Below are 17,517 nucleotides of genomic sequence, written 5' to 3'. Positions count from 1 at the left end.
GCAATTTGCTGGCTATTTTTTAAGGCTTGTTTGTGAATTAGTTCGCTGGGCAGCCTTTCACTTCTAAACCATTACTAATATAGATTAGGTCACCATCTGCTGGTGCGTACTGCGCGGCAGTAACATCAGGGTTATTAACAAAGAACTCGCGCAGCACAGCGGCATCCGTCAACTGCGTCGACTCAACATCAATTACTGGGTAGTCATCACCGCCAGCGGCACTAAAGCTGATCACGGAGAACGTGTAGGTGCCCGCTAAGTCAAAGCCTTTGCCATTGATATCTCGAATGGTCACATCACTCAAATCACACTCGACGGTTAAGCTAATATTGTCGAATTGAGCATAAGCGCCAGATCCTGCAGTCATCGTCGCAACAACGTCTAAATATGCTTTAACCTCAGCCCCTGTCATCGTTGCTTTAGTCACGAAGTTCCCGAAAGGTTGAACCTTCAGCACATCACGATAAGCTATGTCACCCGCCGCAATTGAGTCACGAACACCACCAGAGTTCATCACACCAAAATCAGCATTAACTAACTTATAGGTTCGATAAGCTTCCCCTAACAAATGGCCTAGGTTAGTTTGCTCAGTTCGAACCACATTACGGTCGCCTTCAAGCTTCGCATCGGTCTTAGAGATGATCACATCTAACAACTCTTGTCCCTGCTGCTGATACGCGGAAAGAGTAGCAATTACTGTTGAATTAGGTTCAATTTCAGATTGGATAAATTGGTAATCACCATTTTCATCCTTCTCTTTTAAGTTCACAGGGACCAGATCATATTTCGCTAAATGCAATTTACCATCGTAAAACTCAAAGTCAGCTCGACCTACATACTTACCCCACTCGTGAGCTTGCATGATGTAGGTACCGTTTTGCTGATCAGGCTTACAATTATCTCCCGGATTGAAATCAGCGTATTCATTGCCTTCCATACAGACAGGATTTTGAGAGTGCCCGCCAATAATTGCATCTAACTGCCCTTCTTCTAAAGAACGAGCAAGTAATACATCGCCAGGTGCTTCACTACCATGCTGACCATCTGCGTAGTGCCCCATATGCGTGGTAGCAAAAATCAAATCAACCGTTTCATTAGCCTCGATTTCTTTTATGGCTTTTTTGATTTCGACTTGCGGGTCGGCAAAGTGAATCGTCGCGACGTTGTCAGGGTTAACTAATTTCGCCGTATCTTTGGTTGTTAGGCCAATAACCGCAACTTTTAAGCCATTGATGGTGAATACTTTATATGGAGAGAAAAGGCGTTCATCAGTAACTGTATCTCCATCTTTTATGTAAATATTCGCAGCTAGCATCGGGAAGTCAGCTAATTCCGCCTGCATATCTAACACATCCAAGCTATTGTCGAACTCGTGATTACCTAATGCCATCGCGTCGTAACCAAGAAGATTCATACCTACAAAATCTGGTACCGCGTCCTGCATATCAGATTCTGGCACACCAGTATTAATGTCGCCACCGGACAGTAGTATCGTCTCCCCACCATTTTGAGTCACTTCCGCACGAATACTATCAATCAACGTCTTACGAGCCGCCATCCCATACTCACCCTCACTGTTCTCCCAGAAGCGGCCATGGTTATCGTTAGTATGCAAAACCGTAAATTTGGTACAAGAGTCCGCGGTGTCACACGTCACCGTGATGTCGTCATTGTCCGAACCACAGCCAACCATTGCTACGCCGATAGAGAGCACCAGTAAAGACTTAGTAAAATTCATAGAAGATCCTTTATTAATCGTTTTAATGTCGTTATGGCTGGAAATATACTTATATATTGAAGGTTTTTAGTGATCACTCTCTTAATTACACTGCTGATAATTTGAGTATTTACCCTAACTTTAAGCACAAGCGATTAATCAACATAATTCGATTAATTCTGATAATAAACATGAATTTATAAAGAAAATGTGACTAGCTCTATTGATACGGCGAACAAAATAGATAGCTCTAAAGAGTGTCGAAAATGAAAACGAAGTTGTACTAAGTGGCTAATGTAAGCACAGTGACATGATGCCCACGGAGTAATATCCGGAAAATAAAAACTATCGCTAAAAAGACAAGCAATATCATTTTACAGACTTTATCCCGATACGCCCTTTCATAACGAGGGCGCTCTCTTTATGATGAACGCAATTAAATTAACTTTGCTAACGGCAGCGCTTGTTATTCGAGTCACTGCTATGAATGGCAAAATCAAGACTCAACACATGGAGATTCAACATGGCTTACTTTTCACTAGCCTTCGGTACGGCAACCAAAAACCGCGACAATAAAATCATTGAAGCGTTCTTCCCTAACCCACTTCTAAACCCAAACGACGCTATTGTAGCAGCTGTGGCTGAAGTGTCAGGTTACGCTGAAGGCAACCAAGCTATAGAAATCTCTGCTGCACAAAGCGCAGAACTAGCGAAAGCATTCGCAGCAAACGACGATGCAGCAAACGCATCTTTCGCAGAAAAAGCGGCAGCGTCTGAACAGCCACTTGTTCTTGTTGTTCTTGCAACTGACGAGAAGCCAGCATCAGTTGCTGAAGGCTTCCTAAAGCTACAACTTATCTCTAACCGCCTAGTACAACCACACGGTACAGTACTAGACGGCATCTTCGGTCTACTGCACAACATCGCATGGACAAACGAAGGCCCAATCGACCTTCCTGAGCTACCAGAGCGTCAAATCGAAGCTCGCCTTGCGGGTCGCGCTCTGTCTGTAGATTGCGTAGACAAGTTCCCTAAAATGGTAGATTACGTGGTACCAACAGGTATTCGTATTGCTGACACTTCTCGTGTTCGTCTTGGCGCACACGTAGGCGAAGGCACAACGGTAATGCACGAAGGTTTCATCAACTTCAATGCGGGTACTACTGGCGTGAGCATGGTTGAAGGTCGTATCTCTGCGGGTGTTGTTGTGGGTAACGGTTCAGACATCGGCGGCGGCGCTTCTATCATGGGTACTCTGTCTGGTGGCGGTACTATGGTTATCTCTATCGGCGAAAACTGCCTGCTAGGCGCAAACGCGGGTCTTGGCTTCCCAATGGGCGACCGTTGCACGGTTGAGTCTGGTCTTTACGTGACTGCGGGTACTAAAGTTCGCATGCTAGATAAAGAAGGCAACGAAGTAGAAATCATTAAAGCCCGTGACCTTGCTGGCGTTTCTGACCTTCTATTCCGTCGTAACTCGATTACTGGCCAAATTGAATGTCTTGCGAACAAGTCTGCTGTTGAACTGAACAGCGAGCTACACAGCAACAACTAATCTACGCGCTAAATGCTAAATGCTAAATGCTAAATGCTAAATGCTAAATGCTAGAAAATACGAAGCCGCTGGGGTTAAATCCAGCGGCTTTTCTTTTTATAGCGGTAAAGCAGAGAAGGTTATGCTTTTTCTGCTGCTAGCTGTTCAAGAGCTTGAATCGAAGTCTCTGAAACCAATGTTCCATCCATGTAGTAACTGACCTTGTCACCATCACGAACCCCCGTCAAAACAGCCTTCTGGCCATCGTTATAGGTGATGTCCATTTGAATGGTGTTCTCATCGATCTGTTGCATCTCACCCCATTCAATATGGCGATTATTGAACCCAAGTGGTGCATCTTTCAGTGAATCGTCAAGGCTATCGTTCACATCAATCATAGTATCGACTTTACTATCGAAGATATGAGGCGCGCCAGTGAGTGGGTTTTTACCTGCCCAGAATTCGATCGAGTTAAATACGATGTAATCGGCTGCGAATGTTAGAGCGTAAACTGGAGCAAGCAAGAAGTTGACCCCAGCACGAGCGTAACGGTTGTCCACAACCTCTACGTTGAATTTCATTAATTTCCCAGTAACGGCATTACTACCGACACACCCAGCTAATGACATGACAATCGCTGCCACTGCAACTGCTTTTGTGATTGTTGTTTTCATAGATCCCTCTTATGCCACGATGATTGATTCAGTTTTTGCATAGCCGAACGAAGCTTTCCCTGCACGATTACAGAAATTATCCGCCTAACAAATTGATTCCATAACATTTAGCGTAGTGGAGATTTTTAGAACAGCAAACTGCAAACCTTAATTATTTCGATCAGGCTCCTCAAATTTTGGAAATAAAAAAGCGCAGACCTTTCGATCTGCGCTTTTCTCATTTTATCAAAAATGTCTGTTTAGAGAACCAGATTAACCCACATTCTTACGTGCATTTTGGAACATACGCATCCAAGCACCATTCTCGCCCCAACCTTCTGGAGACCAAGAGTTTGCAACCGTGCGGAATACACGCTCTGGGTGAGGCATCATGATAGTCACACGGCCATCCGTCGTTGTTAAACCAGTGATAGCGTTTGGCGAACCGTTCGGGTTATTCGGGTATTGCTGCGTTTGGTTACCGTTGTTATCAACGTAACGTAGGGCAACCGTACCTGAGTTTTCAATCGCGTTTAGGTGGTCGTTGTCACGCACTTCTACGCGGCCTTCACCGTGAGAAACAGCGATTGGCATACGAGAACCTTCCATGCCGTTGAAGAATACTGAATCAGACTTCTGAACTTCAACGAGACTGAAACGAGCTTCAAAACGCTCAGATTCGTTACGAACGAAACGTGGCCAGTACTCAGCACCCGGGATGAGTTCACGCAGGTTAGACAACATCTGACAACCGTTACACACACCTAGAGAGAAAGTATCTTCACGCTTGAAGAAGTTTTCAAATTGGTCACGCGTAAAGTCGTTAAACAGAACCGATTTAGCCCAACCTTCACCAGCGCCCAGTACATCACCGTAAGAGAAACCACCACAAGCCACAAGGCCGTTGTATTCTTCTAGTACCGCTTGACCCGTTAGGATGTCGCTCATGTGAATATCAGTCGCTTCGAAACCTGCGCGGTCGAATGCTGCTGCCATTTCAACGTGAGAGTTAACACCTTGCTCACGTAGAATCGCCATCTTAGGCTTAGCGCCTGTGTTGATGAATGGCGCTGCAATGTCTTCGTTTACGTCGAAGCTTAGTTTCACGTTCAGACCTGGGTCTGAGTTGTCTTTCTTCGCTTCGTGCTCTTGGTCTGCACAGATAGGGTTATCACGTAGACCTTGCATCTTGTGCGTCGTCTCAGCCCAGATAGTACGTAGTTCAGTACGGTTACGTTGGATTACAACGTCTGCGCCTGACTTAATCACTACTTCATCTGATGCTTCAACAGAACCAATTACGTGTGAACACGCTTCTAGGCCATTGGCTGCAAGAGTAGAAAGAACAGCGTCTAGGTCGTCGTTACGAACTTGGATTACCGCACCTAGCTCTTCGTTGAAGAGTGCTGCTAGCGTATCTTCGCTATTCTCTGGTGCAGATAAAAGCGCTGCAATATCAGCATTAACACCACAGTGACCTGCGAACGCCATTTCAGCAAGTGTTACGAATAGACCGCCATCGCCTTTATCGTGGTAAGCCACAACTTGGTCGTTTGCTACAAGCGCTTGAACGCCTTCATAGAAACCTTTTAGCTGTGCCGCGTTGTCTACGTCTGCTGGCTTATCACCAAGCTGCTTGTAAACTTGCGCTAGTGCTGTTGCGCCCATGCGGTTTTGGCCGTTACCAAGGTCGATAAGTACCAGTGACGTGTTGCCTTTGTCTGTACGAAGTTGTGGCGTAATCGTCTTACGAACATCTTCAACACGTGCAAACGCAGTGATAACAAGAGATAGCGGAGATGTGACTTCTTTCTGCTCGCCGTTCTCTTCCCACTTAGTCTTCATCGACATTGAATCTTTACCCACTGGGATAGTAAGACCCAGTGCTGGACATAGCTCTTCACCTACGGCTTTAACCGCTTCGTAAAGGCCTGCATCTTCACCTGGGTGACCCGCTGGAGACATCCAGTTAGCTGACAATTTTATGTGTTTGATATCGCCGATATTGGTCGCTGCGATGTTAGTGATTGCTTCACCAACCGCTAGACGAGCTGACGCGCCAAAGTCTAAAAGTGCTACTGGCGTTCGCTCACCAAGAGACATCGCCTCACCGTGGTAAGAGTCGTAACTTGCTGCCGTTACTGCGCAGTTAGCAACTGGAACCTGCCATGGGCCAACCATTTGGTCACGAGCGACAAGGCCTGTAACCGAGCGGTCACCGATAGTGATAAGGAATGTTTTCTCTGCCACTGTTGGTAGGCGAAGAATACGGTCAACCGCTTCGTTTAGTTCGATACCAGAACGATCAATCGCAGGGTTGTTTGCTTTTAGCGTCTTCGCGTCACGGTGCATCTTAGGTGTTTTACCTAAAAGGATATCCATTGGCATATCGATTGGCGTGTTGTCGAAGTGTGAATCTTCTAATTTAAGGTCACGTTCTTCTGTCGCTTTACCAACAATGGCGAATGGAGCGCGTTCACGCTTACAAATCGCTTCGAACGTTGCTAAATCTTTATCTGCAACCGCCATTACATAACGTTCTTGAGATTCGTTACACCAAATTTCAAGCGGGCTCATGCCTGGTTCATCGTTTGGTACATCACGTAGGTTGAAGATACCGCCACGTTCGCCGTCATCGACTAGCTCAGGAAGTGCATTAGAGATACCGCCCGCGCCCACATCATGGATAAATGCGATAGGGTTATTGTCACCTAGCTGCCAACAACGGTCGATTACTTCTTGGCAACGACGTTCCATTTCTGGGTTTTCACGTTGTACCGAAGCAAAATCTAAATCTTCAGAAGAAGAACCCGAATCCATTGAAGATGCAGCACCGCCACCAAGGCCGATGTTCATTGCAGGGCCACCCAATACGATTAAGCTAGCGCCTACTGGGATCTCTTTCTTCTGAACATGAGCATCACGGATGTTGCCTAAACCACCAGCAAGCATGATTGGTTTGTGGTAACCACGAACTTCTTCACCGTTATGAGAGTTAACTTTTTCTTCGTAAGTACGGAAGTAACCTAATAGGTTTGGACGACCAAATTCGTTGTTGAATGCTGCGCCACCTAATGGGCCTTCTAACATGATATCCAACGCAGTTACGATACGGCTTGGCTTACCGAAATCAGTTTCCCAAGGTTGTACGAAGTTAGGAATTTTTAAGTTAGATACAGAGAAAGCAACCAAACCAGCTTTTGGCTTACCACCAATACCAGTTGCGCCTTCATCACGGATTTCGCCGCCTGAACCTGTTGATGCGCCCGGCCACGGAGAGATTGCCGTTGGGTGGTTATGCGTTTCAACTTTCATCAAGATGTGTGTTTTTTCTTGGTGGTAGTTGTATTGGCGAGTTTCTGGATCTGGGAAGAAACGACCGACTTCAGAACCTGTCATTACCGCTGCGTTATCTTTATAAGCAGACAGAACGTGTTCTGGTGTCGTTTCAAAGGTGTTCTTAATCATCTTGAACAATGATTTTTCTTGCTTAACGCCATCGATAGTCCAATCAGCGTTAAAGATCTTGTGACGACAGTGCTCTGAGTTCGCTTGTGCAAACATCATTAGCTCGATGTCAGTCGGGTTACGACCTAGCTTCTCAGTGAAGCTTTCAAGAAGGTAATCAATTTCGTCTTCTGCAAGTGCTAGACCTAGGGTAACGTTTGCTTTTTCAAGCGCTTTACGTCCACCAGTTAGTAGGTCAACTTCCGCATAAGGAGCAGGCTCAGCAACAGTGAACAGTGCCGCCGCTGATTCGAAGTCAGTGAAAACCACTTCCATCATACGGTCGTGCAGAATGGCTTTCAGCTCAACAAGTTGAAGCTCAGAAAGTTCAGAAGAGGTTTCAATGTAGAAAGCAGTACCGCGCTCTAGACGTGACACTTTAGCCAGTCCGCAGTTGTGTGCGATATCTGTTGATTTTGAAGACCAAGGCGAGATAGTGCCCGGGCGTGGCGTTGCAAGCAGCAGTAAACCTTCAGGTTCATGCTCTTCACCATTCTCTTTACAAGAAAGCGTTGGACCGTAAGTCAGTAGCTTTTCTAGCTTCTCAACTTCAGACTCATCTAGGTCTGCCGTTAGATCAGCAAAGTGGGCAAACTCAGCGTAAATACCTGTTACAGGTAAGCTTAATTCACGACAAAGCTCTAAAAGCTTGTTAACACGAAACTCAGATAGAGCTGGGGAGCCACGCAAAATTCTCATGTGCTTACGTCTCTTATGCAGTTGATTAAGGTAATATTGGAATAAATTCAGTGGGTTATAGGAACAACCTAACTGTTTTCTTCGAAGCTATTCCCGAAGGTTGCCAAACCTATGCCGATTCCACCTCTTCAATGCGAGCGCATTATAAAGCATTTCTTTTTGTGACGTAACACCAAAAGCAACCGTTTGCGTTATTTTTTTTATCTTTCTGTGTAAATGGTACTTTTGCTGCATTTATCACCACTTTTACAACTGTTTAAATAAACCTGCTTTGCCAGCCTTGCGGGGTTTGGTATAAAGGGGCTTCCACTTTTCGAGATTTCATTTTGATGCCTAAATTTACGCTCATCTTTTCGTCTAAGTTCCTTCTGCTCGCTATTGCCCTATTTGGGTTGGCTGGATGCCAGATTGAATCTGAACCTAAAAGTGTCCTTGAGCAGATACGAGAGCGTGGCGTTCTTCGTGTCGGCACCCTGAATAACCAACTCTCTTATTACATCGGTCCAGATGGTCCTGCTGGCTTGGACTACGAGTTAGCTCGCGAGTTTGCAGAAGAGCTTGGTGTAAAGCTTGAGGTTAAACCTGCTTACCGTCTATCCGGCCTATTTCCTGCGTTAAAGAAAGGCGAGATCGATCTTATCGCAACGGGGTTAACACAAAACAGCAACCTGACACGTGCCTATCGCGCCGCGCCCGCTTATTACTATGTAAGCCAGCAGGTCGTGTACAAAAAAGGCCAGTGGCGCCCAAGAAACCTTGAGCAACTGATCAAGTTCGAGAATGAGCGTCAGGCTGATTTCGTCAAAGCACAAACTGAATCAGAAGAGATAGCGACTACTGACACATTGACGCCATCTTTGGTTGTAGTGAAAGACTCACACTTTGAGCCAACATTAAAACAGCTGCAAAACACACACGATGACTTTATCTACGATGCGATCGGCAATGCTGATATCAACGACTTGCTAAAAGAAGTCTCTACAGGGGAACGCTTGTTTACTGTGGCGGATTCGATTGAGCTGTCACTCGCACAGCGTTTGTACCCAGACGTCGCTTTGGCTTTTGAACTTACAGAAGACCAACCGATCTCTTGGTATTTAGAACGTTCAGAAGATGAAAGCCTTTATGCGCTGCTGATTGAGTTTTTCGGTAACCTAAAGCAGTCTGGTGAGCTCGCTTCACTGGAAGAGAAATATATTGGCCATATCGGCACCTTCGATTATGTCGATACTCGTGCCTTTATCCGCGCCTTGGATAGCAAGCTGCCAAAATGGTCTCCACTGTTTCAGAAATATTCGCAAGAATTTGATTGGCGCTTGATTGCTGCTTTGGCATACCAAGAGTCACACTGGAATCCTGTCGCGCGTTCTCCAACCGGTGTTCGTGGCATGATGATGTTGACGCTGCCAACCGCAAAGAGCGTAGGTGTAACCAATCGTCTTGACCCGAAACAATCGGTACAAGGTGGCGTGGAATACTTACGTCGTATCGTTAACCGAGTGCCCGACTCAATCACTCAACACGAAAAGATCTGGTTTGCGCTTGCCTCATATAACGTAGGTTACGGGCACATGATGGATGCTCGTCGCTTAACCAAAGCACAAGGCGGTGATCCTGACGCTTGGGGTGATGTGAAAGACAGGCTTCCTCTGCTAAGACAGAAGAAGTACTACAGCAAAACTCGTTACGGTTATGCGCGTGGTGATGAAGCAAGGAATTACGTTGAGAACATTCGCCGTTATTACCAAAGCATTATTGGTCATGTGAATAAGCGAAATAAAGAAGAAGAAGCGAGCCTTGAAGGGTTGGTGGTTATCCCACCTTTAGAGATCTCGGGCGCTGAATCGACAATCAGTGCGGCTGAATCCGCTGTCGACGAAGCTGAGTCTTCCAAATAAATAAAAAGAGCAATGCTATATAGCGTTGCTCTTTTTTTATACATGAGCCACTGGTTCGTATTGGCTAGTTCGCATTGAGAAACTAAACCAGCAAAGTGACCGTTAAATTTGAGGTGTCATATTGCAGTAACAATCGAACTTTATAACGTCACACCATAAGCGACATCATGCTCGGTTGGATTCAGATACTAACCATTGCAATAGTGGTTCAGAAAGCTAACGCTAAGTTCGCGACAGAGCTCATAAACAAATAACCACTATAATTAAAACTGAAGTCATAATTACAAAGCTAGACGACAAATAGGAAATCGTTGAAATGATGAAGAGTAAACTGAAATCGAAGCGCCTTGATAAGACCGTTGCTGCAAACCGTCGTAAGCGTATGCTTTCAAATAATAAGAAGAAAATCATTTGGCGCAACCGTGCTTTCATGCAGATACTTTCTGAGTAAATATACCGAGTAAGTTTTCTGCGGCACTCTTGCGATAGAGAGTGCAGAAAGCTTGCTGCTATTTTTTGTTACAGACCTTGTTCTTGTTACTGACCTTATTCTTATTACTTGCCTTGTCAGATTCTAAACACTGCTCTTCCAACAGACGGTCTTGCTTTCGTTTTTCTTTTATCTCTTTTCTACGACGCTTGAAAAACGCTTGCAGTTGCTCACGGCACTCTTGCTCTAACAAACCATTTTCCACGTCTGCATAGTGGTATGAGGCTTGGCTTTCAAAGAGATTTAACACCGTACCTGCTGCACCCGCTTTTAAGTCAGGGGCACCAAACACAATGCGCTTTACTCGGCTGTGTAACAAGGCTCCAGCGCACATAGGACACGGTTCAAGCGTGACGTATAAGGTGGTATCGAGTAAGCGATAGTTTTCCAAAGCTTGGCCCGCTTTACGCAAGGTTTCGATCTCTGCATGTGCCGTGGCATCGTGGCTGCCAATCGAACGGTTCCAACCTTCAGAAATAATCTCCCCCTCTTTTACCAACACAGCACCCACGGGAACCTCTCCCTCATTCTCAGCTTGCTTGGCCACCTCAATGGCACGTCGCATGAAGATTTCATCTTGAGGGGTGAATTGATGGTCTGACAAAGGGAACTCCAGAAAACAAAGGATAAGAACAAAAAAAGGTATGCGGAGAAGCATACCTAATCTTAGTAATAATGAACAATAAAGTGATTCTGAACAATAAAGAGATAACGAACAAGCGCGGGCTTGTTCGTTTAATCTCTAGCTAGCGGCTTATCTAACTAACAGCATCGCCTAACTCATTGACTATTTTTGTCGCTTTCACACTCACGATACGGTTGTTCTCGACCGAGATAATTTCAAACTGCCATTGCTGACACTGAACGACTTCTCCCGTATCGGGTAAACGCCCGATTAACCAAGTCACAAGGCCATTCAATGTTTGGAAGCCTTCGCTTTCCCCTTCTAACTCTGACAGCTCTAAGCGGTTCTTGAGCTCACTGATAGGGATTAATCCATCCACCAGCAATCCGTCTTCCACTTGCTCTGTCCATAGGTCATTGGGGTTATTGGATAACTCACCTGCAATCGCTTCAAGAATATCGTAATGAGTCACAAGGCCTTGCACATCGCCATATTCATCGACAATGAATGCCATCTCGGTACCCGACTCTTTAAAATAGCCAAGTAGCCGCAGTGCCTTCATCGATTCTGGAACATAGATCGGCGACTTAGACAGTCCCATGATGACTTGAATACTTAAATTGCCCGCCTGATTCAGCAAGGCTTTGGACGACACCGTACCGACCACTTTATTGAGATGGTCTTGGCATAGTGGAAATACACTGTGCTTTGAAGAGCGTAGTTTCTTAAATATCTGCTCTACAGGTTGCTCAATATCTAGAAAGTCGACGTCTCGGCGTGGCGTCATCAACGAGCTCACAAGGCGATCATCAAGCTGTAAGATATTGCGAATCATCTCTTGCTCGCCACGCTCTATCACACCTGATTCAGAGCCCTCTTTCACGAGTGCATGAATATCGTCTTCAGTCACACTGTCTTCTTCACCACCACGCCCCATTAACTTGAGAATACCTTCGGTTGATGCAGACAACGCAAACACAAACGGCGTCGCGATTTTAGATAACCAGAAGATTGGCAGCGCGACTAACACGGCGATGTTTTCAGCTTGAGACTGAGCAAAACGCTTTGGTACCAACTCACCCACAACAATCGCGAAGTAAGTAATACCGACAACGACTACCGCAGTAGACAAGATATTCGCTTGTGTTGGGTCGAATCCCCACAGCTCAAGTTGAACGGCCAGTGGCGCAGAGAGCGTCGCCTCGCCCACGATACCGCTGAGTAGGCCGATTACCGTAATACCGATTTGAATGGTTGAAAGGAAGCGAGTTGGGTTTTCTTTGAGCTCAAGAGCAATCTGAGCGGAGCGATGTTTTTCGGCTAAGCGTTTCAGCCGACTATTTTTTGCTGCTACCAATGCAATCTCTGACATGGCAAACAGACCATTTAAAACAATTAACCCTACTAAAAGCAGAATCTTCATGTGGTTTGGATTTCCTAATTTTACCGGCCAACAATTAGCCGTGATCCGGAGTATAAGCTGAGTGCCTTTATTTTGAATATAAAAAGTTTGGGATATAAACATCTTGGATAAAAAACGGAAAAAGATGGCGAAAAAAAGCCCGCACATTTCGGTGCGGGCTTCGATGATTTTTATGTTAGTTCGTTTGGCTTTACTTATCTTACATTGTGTAAGTGTAAGGAGCTTGGATACCTAGCGGGATACCAAGAGCCCAGTAACCTAGCAAGAAGATAGACCAACCGATTAGCATAGCAATCGAGAATGGCATCATTAAAGAAGCTAGAGTACCGATACCAGTCGACTTAACGTAGCGTTGACAGTAAACAACAACCAGTGGGAAGAACACCATCAATGGAGAAATGATGTTAGACACTGAGTCACCTACACGGTAAGCCGCTTGAGATAGCTCTGGAGAGATACCCACAACCATTAGCATAGGAACTAGGATAGGACCAATCAGTGCCCACTTAGCTGAAGCAGAACCTACAAGAAGGTTAACTGCAGCCGTTAGTAGAATCATACCAACAACCGTTGCTTCACCAGGAAGATCCATCGCTTTCAGGCCTTCAGCACCGTAAAGCGCCAGCATAGTACCGATGTTTGATTGAGCAAATGCTGATAAGAACTGAGCACAGAAGAACGACATTACAATGTATGCGCCCATCGTTGCCATTGTCTCAGACATCGCTTTGATAACATCGTTACTATTCTTGAATGTACCCGCTACACGGCCGTAGACGATACCCGGAATAATAAACAGAATGAAGATCAGAGGAACGATAGACTTCATTACTGGTGCTGAGAACGCCGTTAGCTCACCTTCAGGCGAACGAAGTGCTGAGTTTTCAGGAACCAAAGCTGCGATAAGCAGACCAATACCTGCAACCATTGCCCAACCAGCAAATTTGAATGCTTTAGATTCAATCGCCGTGAACGTACCTAGGTCAGGAGCTTGCTCTGCATCTTCATCAACAGGAGTGTTAGCAAGACGAGGCTCGATAACCTTCTCTGTTACGTACCAACCGATACCAACGATTAGAACTGAAGATAGACCAGTAAAGAAGATATTCGCTAGGGGGTTAACCACGTATGCAGGGTCAAGAACGTTTGCCGCTGTTTGAGTGAAACCTGCTAGTAGCGGATCAATACCTGAAGGTATGAAGTTCGCTGAGAAGCCACCTGATACACCAGCAAACGCTGCTGCAATACCCGCTAGAGGGTGACGACCCGCAGCGTGGAAGATGATACCGCCAAGAGGAATTACTAGAACGTAACCTGCATCAGCTGCTGTGTGAGACACGATAGCAACCAAGATTAGCATTGGCGTTAGTAGCTTAGCTGGCGTGAAGTTAAGCATCTTCTTAAGGCCAGTCGTAATGAAGCCTGAAGAGTCAGCAACGCCAACACCTAGCATAGCAACAAGTACGATGCCTAGCGGTGCGAAGCCTGTGAACGTGGTAACCATATTCGCTAGGAAGCTAGCAAGCGCTTCACCAGTTAATAGGTTGTTTACTTCTAGAGCAGCACCCGTTTGAGGGTTGATTAGGTCGAATGAAAGATTCGATAAAAGTGCAGATGCTACCCATACGATAACTAGAGCCCAGAAGAACAGAATTGCAGGGTCTGGAATTTTGTTGCCGGCGCGTTCAATGAAGTTTAGAAAGCGGTCCATCCCACTGATCTTCTCAGTCGATGGTGCTTTTTTTACAGCTTGGTTACTCATTGTAACTCCATATGTGATGTTGTTTGTTTAGGCCTAATAAAAGTTTTGACCATGGCCTATTGGTACAGCACATATTCTATTAAAGTCGCTGTTAAAAAGCACAAGGTTCCACATCATTTTCCATAAATGGAGACATATTTTGCAAAAATACTGTACAACAGCAACAATATAAAAACACAAAAAACACCATTCCATATACAGAGTTTTAACTGGCACGTAAACAATGTCCGAGGAGTGAAAACTATCAGTAAAGGTGATGCGTAGGCCTTGGCATGCAGTAAACGTTTGCTTAATAGATCAATCAAATTCACTGTATTTGGAGAGCATAGTCTCGAGGTAAATGCTTTGCGAACGGTTCATACGATCTTGCCATGCAACGGAAACAGTAATGCTTTTTAACGCCCCCGACAAAGCGCCAGCAGCATTCTCCACCTCACAAGTCATCGCATATCCAGAGTCCGACAAACCGGATAAAGGATCTGAGCTTGCCGTATTGAGACAATAGTTCGCTTGATTGAGTTGCGAAAAAGGAATAAGCCCTACTGCCCCACTCACATCCGAGACTCGCGTTCGATAATATTCCATTTGCCTTTCAGCAAAGTGAAGTGCCTCTACACTGTGAAGCGCAAAGTCCGACTTTTGTTCCGCATAAACTTGCAGCTTAACCAACCCTAAAGAAGCTACACCGATCAATAGAAAAGAGATAAGAACCTCTATCAGGCTAAAACCTGAGTGTTTAGAAATCATTCCATGATCCTCGCTTCCATTGATAAATAGAAGGCGGATCACTCGGATTAGACTCTGAACGAAAATCCAAATCCATATCACCCACAATCGTTGTCACCCCAAGTGGCGAATCGAAGATAAGGCCACCTGAAGGTAAACCAGAAGCAAATTGAATCCCGACACTATTTTTCAGGACGGTAGCGTCATCGATGTCTTTGATAAAAGGTGCAAATACATTAGGAGTAACAAGCGCTTCCCAGAAGTCATCTATACGAGTTTTAACATGACTCTTTTGATAATCGACCAAATGATAAATCACACCGTTGTAAGCCATGGCACCATTTAACGCGAGCACACCATCTTGAATCACTAGAAGTTGAGATTGATTGTTGGCGGCGGCAACCGCTGAATTGATATAGCAATTTCCCTCAACCCACAATCCCTTGGTTTGCCCAGGAGTAAAATGGTCCATGATTTCGGTGCCACACTCTGTCGCATTCAGTATCTGTACGTGCTTAAAAAGGTCAGTGTCTTGAGATAAGTCGACAATATTTTGATCCGTTTTAGCGATACCAAAAAAGGTATAAAACGGGTTCATATTAGGATCAGGATTAAAATCTTTTTTGAAGGGAAGCGGATTCGTTCCTTGATAGGAATCAGGCGCATAGATTGAATAACTACTTCCCGAACTGCCTTTAGGGATCTCCGTCTTATAGTCGCTATCACACACGCCATCAAAACCAGAAAACGGACCATCCGCACTTGGGTCAAGCACTTCTAAGCCTAACGTTTGTCCTGAATCACCATGTGTTGAATCGTATTGGTAAGTAAAAAGGTCGGCAAAAGTAACACTCACGCATTCATATTCATTACCACTAATCGGTTCTTCTTTAACTGTAGGCTTCAGGCTCAATGTACCGATGATCTCAATCGGCCCTGTTGATTGAATCGCCCCACTTCCTAACTGAGAGCTCTCACGAATGGTTTTAGATAGCAGCTGTGTATCGGTTGTAGATGCAACAATATAAGCAATGGAACTCGCACTATCCGAAACCTCAATTTGGGGGGCGTTGTCATATGGAGAACACCAATCAGAAAAGTCGGCAGGGCGTGCACTCGCGTCTTTGATATCTAAAATGGCTTTATCGAGCTCACGTAGATAGGAATAAGTACACTCTAAACCACCTTCTGAACGCCAGTGATTTTGCCTTCCTTGCACCTCATTTTGAGCTACTTTAATTTGATGGAATACACTGCGATACGTACCTAATGTCACCACTAAAGCACCAATTAAAAGCACCGATGTGATCAATAAGGTCACCACGCCGTATTGCTTTCTAAACACCATCATTGCCAGTTCCTTTGTTTAACGGAAACCGAAACCGATTTGGTAACACCTGCGGTTGGAATTGAAGCCGTAATGCTGATATCGGTAAGCGTGGTTTTAATAGAGTTCTGCTCTAATAACTGAGCATCAACGCTGAATGCGTCTACCTCGATCAGGCTGTCATCGAAAAGTGAGTAACATCCAGTAACCTGATTAAAAGTAGGAATCGCCTCAGATACAGTGGTGCCCTTCTCACAAATTTGTAGCTTGGTTCCATCTTTCCGATAAACGATATTTCGATTATCTTTGTTTCCGTTCGAGCCCTCTCTGAAATAGACAAACCCAACGGCAACACCGCCACTCACTTGGATGGTGTTACTCGCTCCAGACAGCTTGATTGAGTAACCATTAGAGCCATCGTAGCCCGCCCGTTGGATATCCTCCTTCATCACCTGCATCGTGCTTGTTAGGTTTTGTAGCAGCAATAATTCAATGCCTTTGTCTTTGGCTATTCTCTGCCCTGTTATAAAGACACTACCGATAATCGAAATCGCGAACACACCAATCACAGACGCCACCATTAACTCAATTAATGATGTGCCTTGCTGCTTGCTAGGAGCTACCGCTGTCGATTTAACAGGCATCATAGCCATACTGTGCACTCGATTCACCGCACACATTAATTCGCCCCGGCGGGCTGGATAATTTGATCAACATCCGATCGGTTGAAGCTGTATTAGGAGAAAGGTAAATCGTCCCTCTTGCTGGCCTTCCTCTCACACTCTCAAAGCTAATTCTTGCGCCTGTGTAGTTATGAGAAAACGAGACATCTCGAAACGGTTGACCCGATAGCATCACCAGCGTTTCGCCGGAGAGATCTTCGGTCGGCTTCAACAACAGACTCCACTCCCCTGTAGATTGCTCTTCATTTTTATCCATAGAGAAATGAACCCAAAGATCTTGATTCCTTTTTACTGACTCTGACTTAGCCTGAATAAGGAAACCATTCAACTCGCTAGCCAATCGCTGCATCTTCACAGTTTGCGTTACTGAACTAAAACTCGGGGCAGCCGTCGCTATCAGTATCGATAACACCGACACCGTGATTAAAAGCTCTAATAAAGTAAACCCGCGAGTCATTTCCCAATTTCCTATG

The 17,517-nt window shown here is 45.2% G+C and carries 13 protein-coding genes; 3 read left to right on the top strand and 10 right to left on the bottom strand.

From position 1 onward, the window contains the following. Positions 1-37: 37 nt before the first annotated feature. Positions 38-1,738 (bottom strand): bifunctional UDP-sugar hydrolase/5'-nucleotidase UshA, encoded by a 1,701-nt coding sequence (gene ushA / locus M4S28_RS04555; RefSeq protein ID WP_249632381.1) that lies wholly within the window; start codon positions 1,736-1,738, stop codon positions 38-40. A gap of 502 nt (positions 1,739-2,240) precedes the next feature. On the opposite strand from ushA, the gene dapD reads away from it, so the two are divergent. After that, a complete protein-coding gene (gene dapD / locus M4S28_RS04550; protein WP_249632380.1) occupies positions 2,241-3,272 on the top strand; it encodes a 2,3,4,5-tetrahydropyridine-2,6-dicarboxylate N-succinyltransferase in 1,032 nt (343 codons plus the stop codon). Positions 3,273-3,391: 119 nt separating this feature from the next. Here the strand turns inward: dapD and M4S28_RS04545 are convergent, their stop codons facing one another. Beyond that, complete coding sequence (locus M4S28_RS04545) at positions 3,392-3,925, bottom strand: DUF3332 domain-containing protein (protein WP_004735180.1); 534 nt, start codon at positions 3,923-3,925, stop codon at positions 3,392-3,394. Between the two features lie 252 nt (positions 3,926-4,177). After that, a complete protein-coding gene (gene purL / locus M4S28_RS04540; RefSeq protein ID WP_249632379.1) occupies positions 4,178-8,110 on the bottom strand; it encodes a phosphoribosylformylglycinamidine synthase in 3,933 nt (1,310 codons plus the stop codon). Between the two features lie 329 nt (positions 8,111-8,439). Here purL and mltF point away from each other — a divergent pair, with 329 nt between their 5' ends. Both mltF and M4S28_RS26450 read left to right on the top strand, forming a co-directional pair. Then, on the top strand, positions 8,440-10,008 hold the full coding sequence (mltF, locus tag M4S28_RS04535) for a membrane-bound lytic murein transglycosylase MltF (RefSeq protein WP_249632378.1): 1,569 nt from the start codon (positions 8,440-8,442) through the stop codon (positions 10,006-10,008). 316 nt (positions 10,009-10,324) lie between these two features. Beyond that, entirely contained in the window at positions 10,325-10,459 is a 135-nt protein-coding gene (locus M4S28_RS26450) for a hypothetical protein (RefSeq protein ID WP_004735176.1), read from the top strand. Positions 10,460-10,517: 58 nt separating this feature from the next. Here the strand turns inward: M4S28_RS26450 and tadA are convergent, their stop codons facing one another. The 7 genes from tadA to M4S28_RS04500 form a co-directional block, all read right to left on the bottom strand. Continuing rightward, complete coding sequence (tadA, locus tag M4S28_RS04530; RefSeq protein WP_249632377.1) at positions 10,518-11,156, bottom strand: tRNA adenosine(34) deaminase TadA; 639 nt, start codon at positions 11,154-11,156, stop codon at positions 10,518-10,520. A 100-nt stretch (positions 11,157-11,256) separates the two neighbouring features. Continuing rightward, positions 11,257-12,546, bottom strand: coding sequence for a hemolysin family protein (locus M4S28_RS04525; protein ID WP_017091996.1), 1,290 nt, complete (start codon positions 12,544-12,546; stop codon positions 11,257-11,259). Between the two features lie 199 nt (positions 12,547-12,745). Continuing rightward, entirely contained in the window at positions 12,746-14,308 is a 1,563-nt protein-coding gene (locus M4S28_RS04520; RefSeq protein WP_016792168.1) for an AbgT family transporter, read from the bottom strand. A 297-nt stretch (positions 14,309-14,605) separates the two neighbouring features. Then, the gene (locus M4S28_RS04515) at positions 14,606-15,055 is read right to left on the bottom strand and encodes a prepilin-type N-terminal cleavage/methylation domain-containing protein (protein ID WP_017079902.1); all 450 of its coding nucleotides are present in this window, start codon (positions 15,053-15,055) and stop codon (positions 14,606-14,608) included. After that, on the bottom strand, positions 15,045-16,385 hold the full coding sequence (locus tag M4S28_RS04510; protein WP_249632376.1) for a hypothetical protein: 1,341 nt from the start codon (positions 16,383-16,385) through the stop codon (positions 15,045-15,047). The genes M4S28_RS04515 and M4S28_RS04510 overlap by 11 nt, the downstream gene beginning before the upstream one ends. Then, positions 16,382-17,014: a PilW family protein gene (locus M4S28_RS04505; protein ID WP_004735169.1), complete on the bottom strand. Its 633-nt coding sequence runs from the start codon at positions 17,012-17,014 to the stop codon at positions 16,382-16,384. Before M4S28_RS04505 ends, M4S28_RS04510 begins: the two co-directional genes overlap by 4 nt. Then, positions 16,995-17,501 carry a GspH/FimT family pseudopilin gene (locus M4S28_RS04500; protein WP_249632375.1) on the bottom strand — a complete coding sequence of 169 codons (507 nt, stop codon included), beginning with the start codon at positions 17,499-17,501 and terminating at the stop codon, positions 16,995-16,997. The genes M4S28_RS04505 and M4S28_RS04500 overlap by 20 nt, the downstream gene beginning before the upstream one ends. Positions 17,502-17,517 lie beyond the last annotated feature (16 nt).

The organism is Vibrio sp. J383 (assembly GCF_023503985.1).
In the GTDB taxonomy this organism is placed as follows: domain Bacteria; phylum Pseudomonadota; class Gammaproteobacteria; order Enterobacterales; family Vibrionaceae; genus Vibrio; species Vibrio splendidus.
This window is presented reverse-complemented; position numbering and strand designations above follow the sequence as displayed.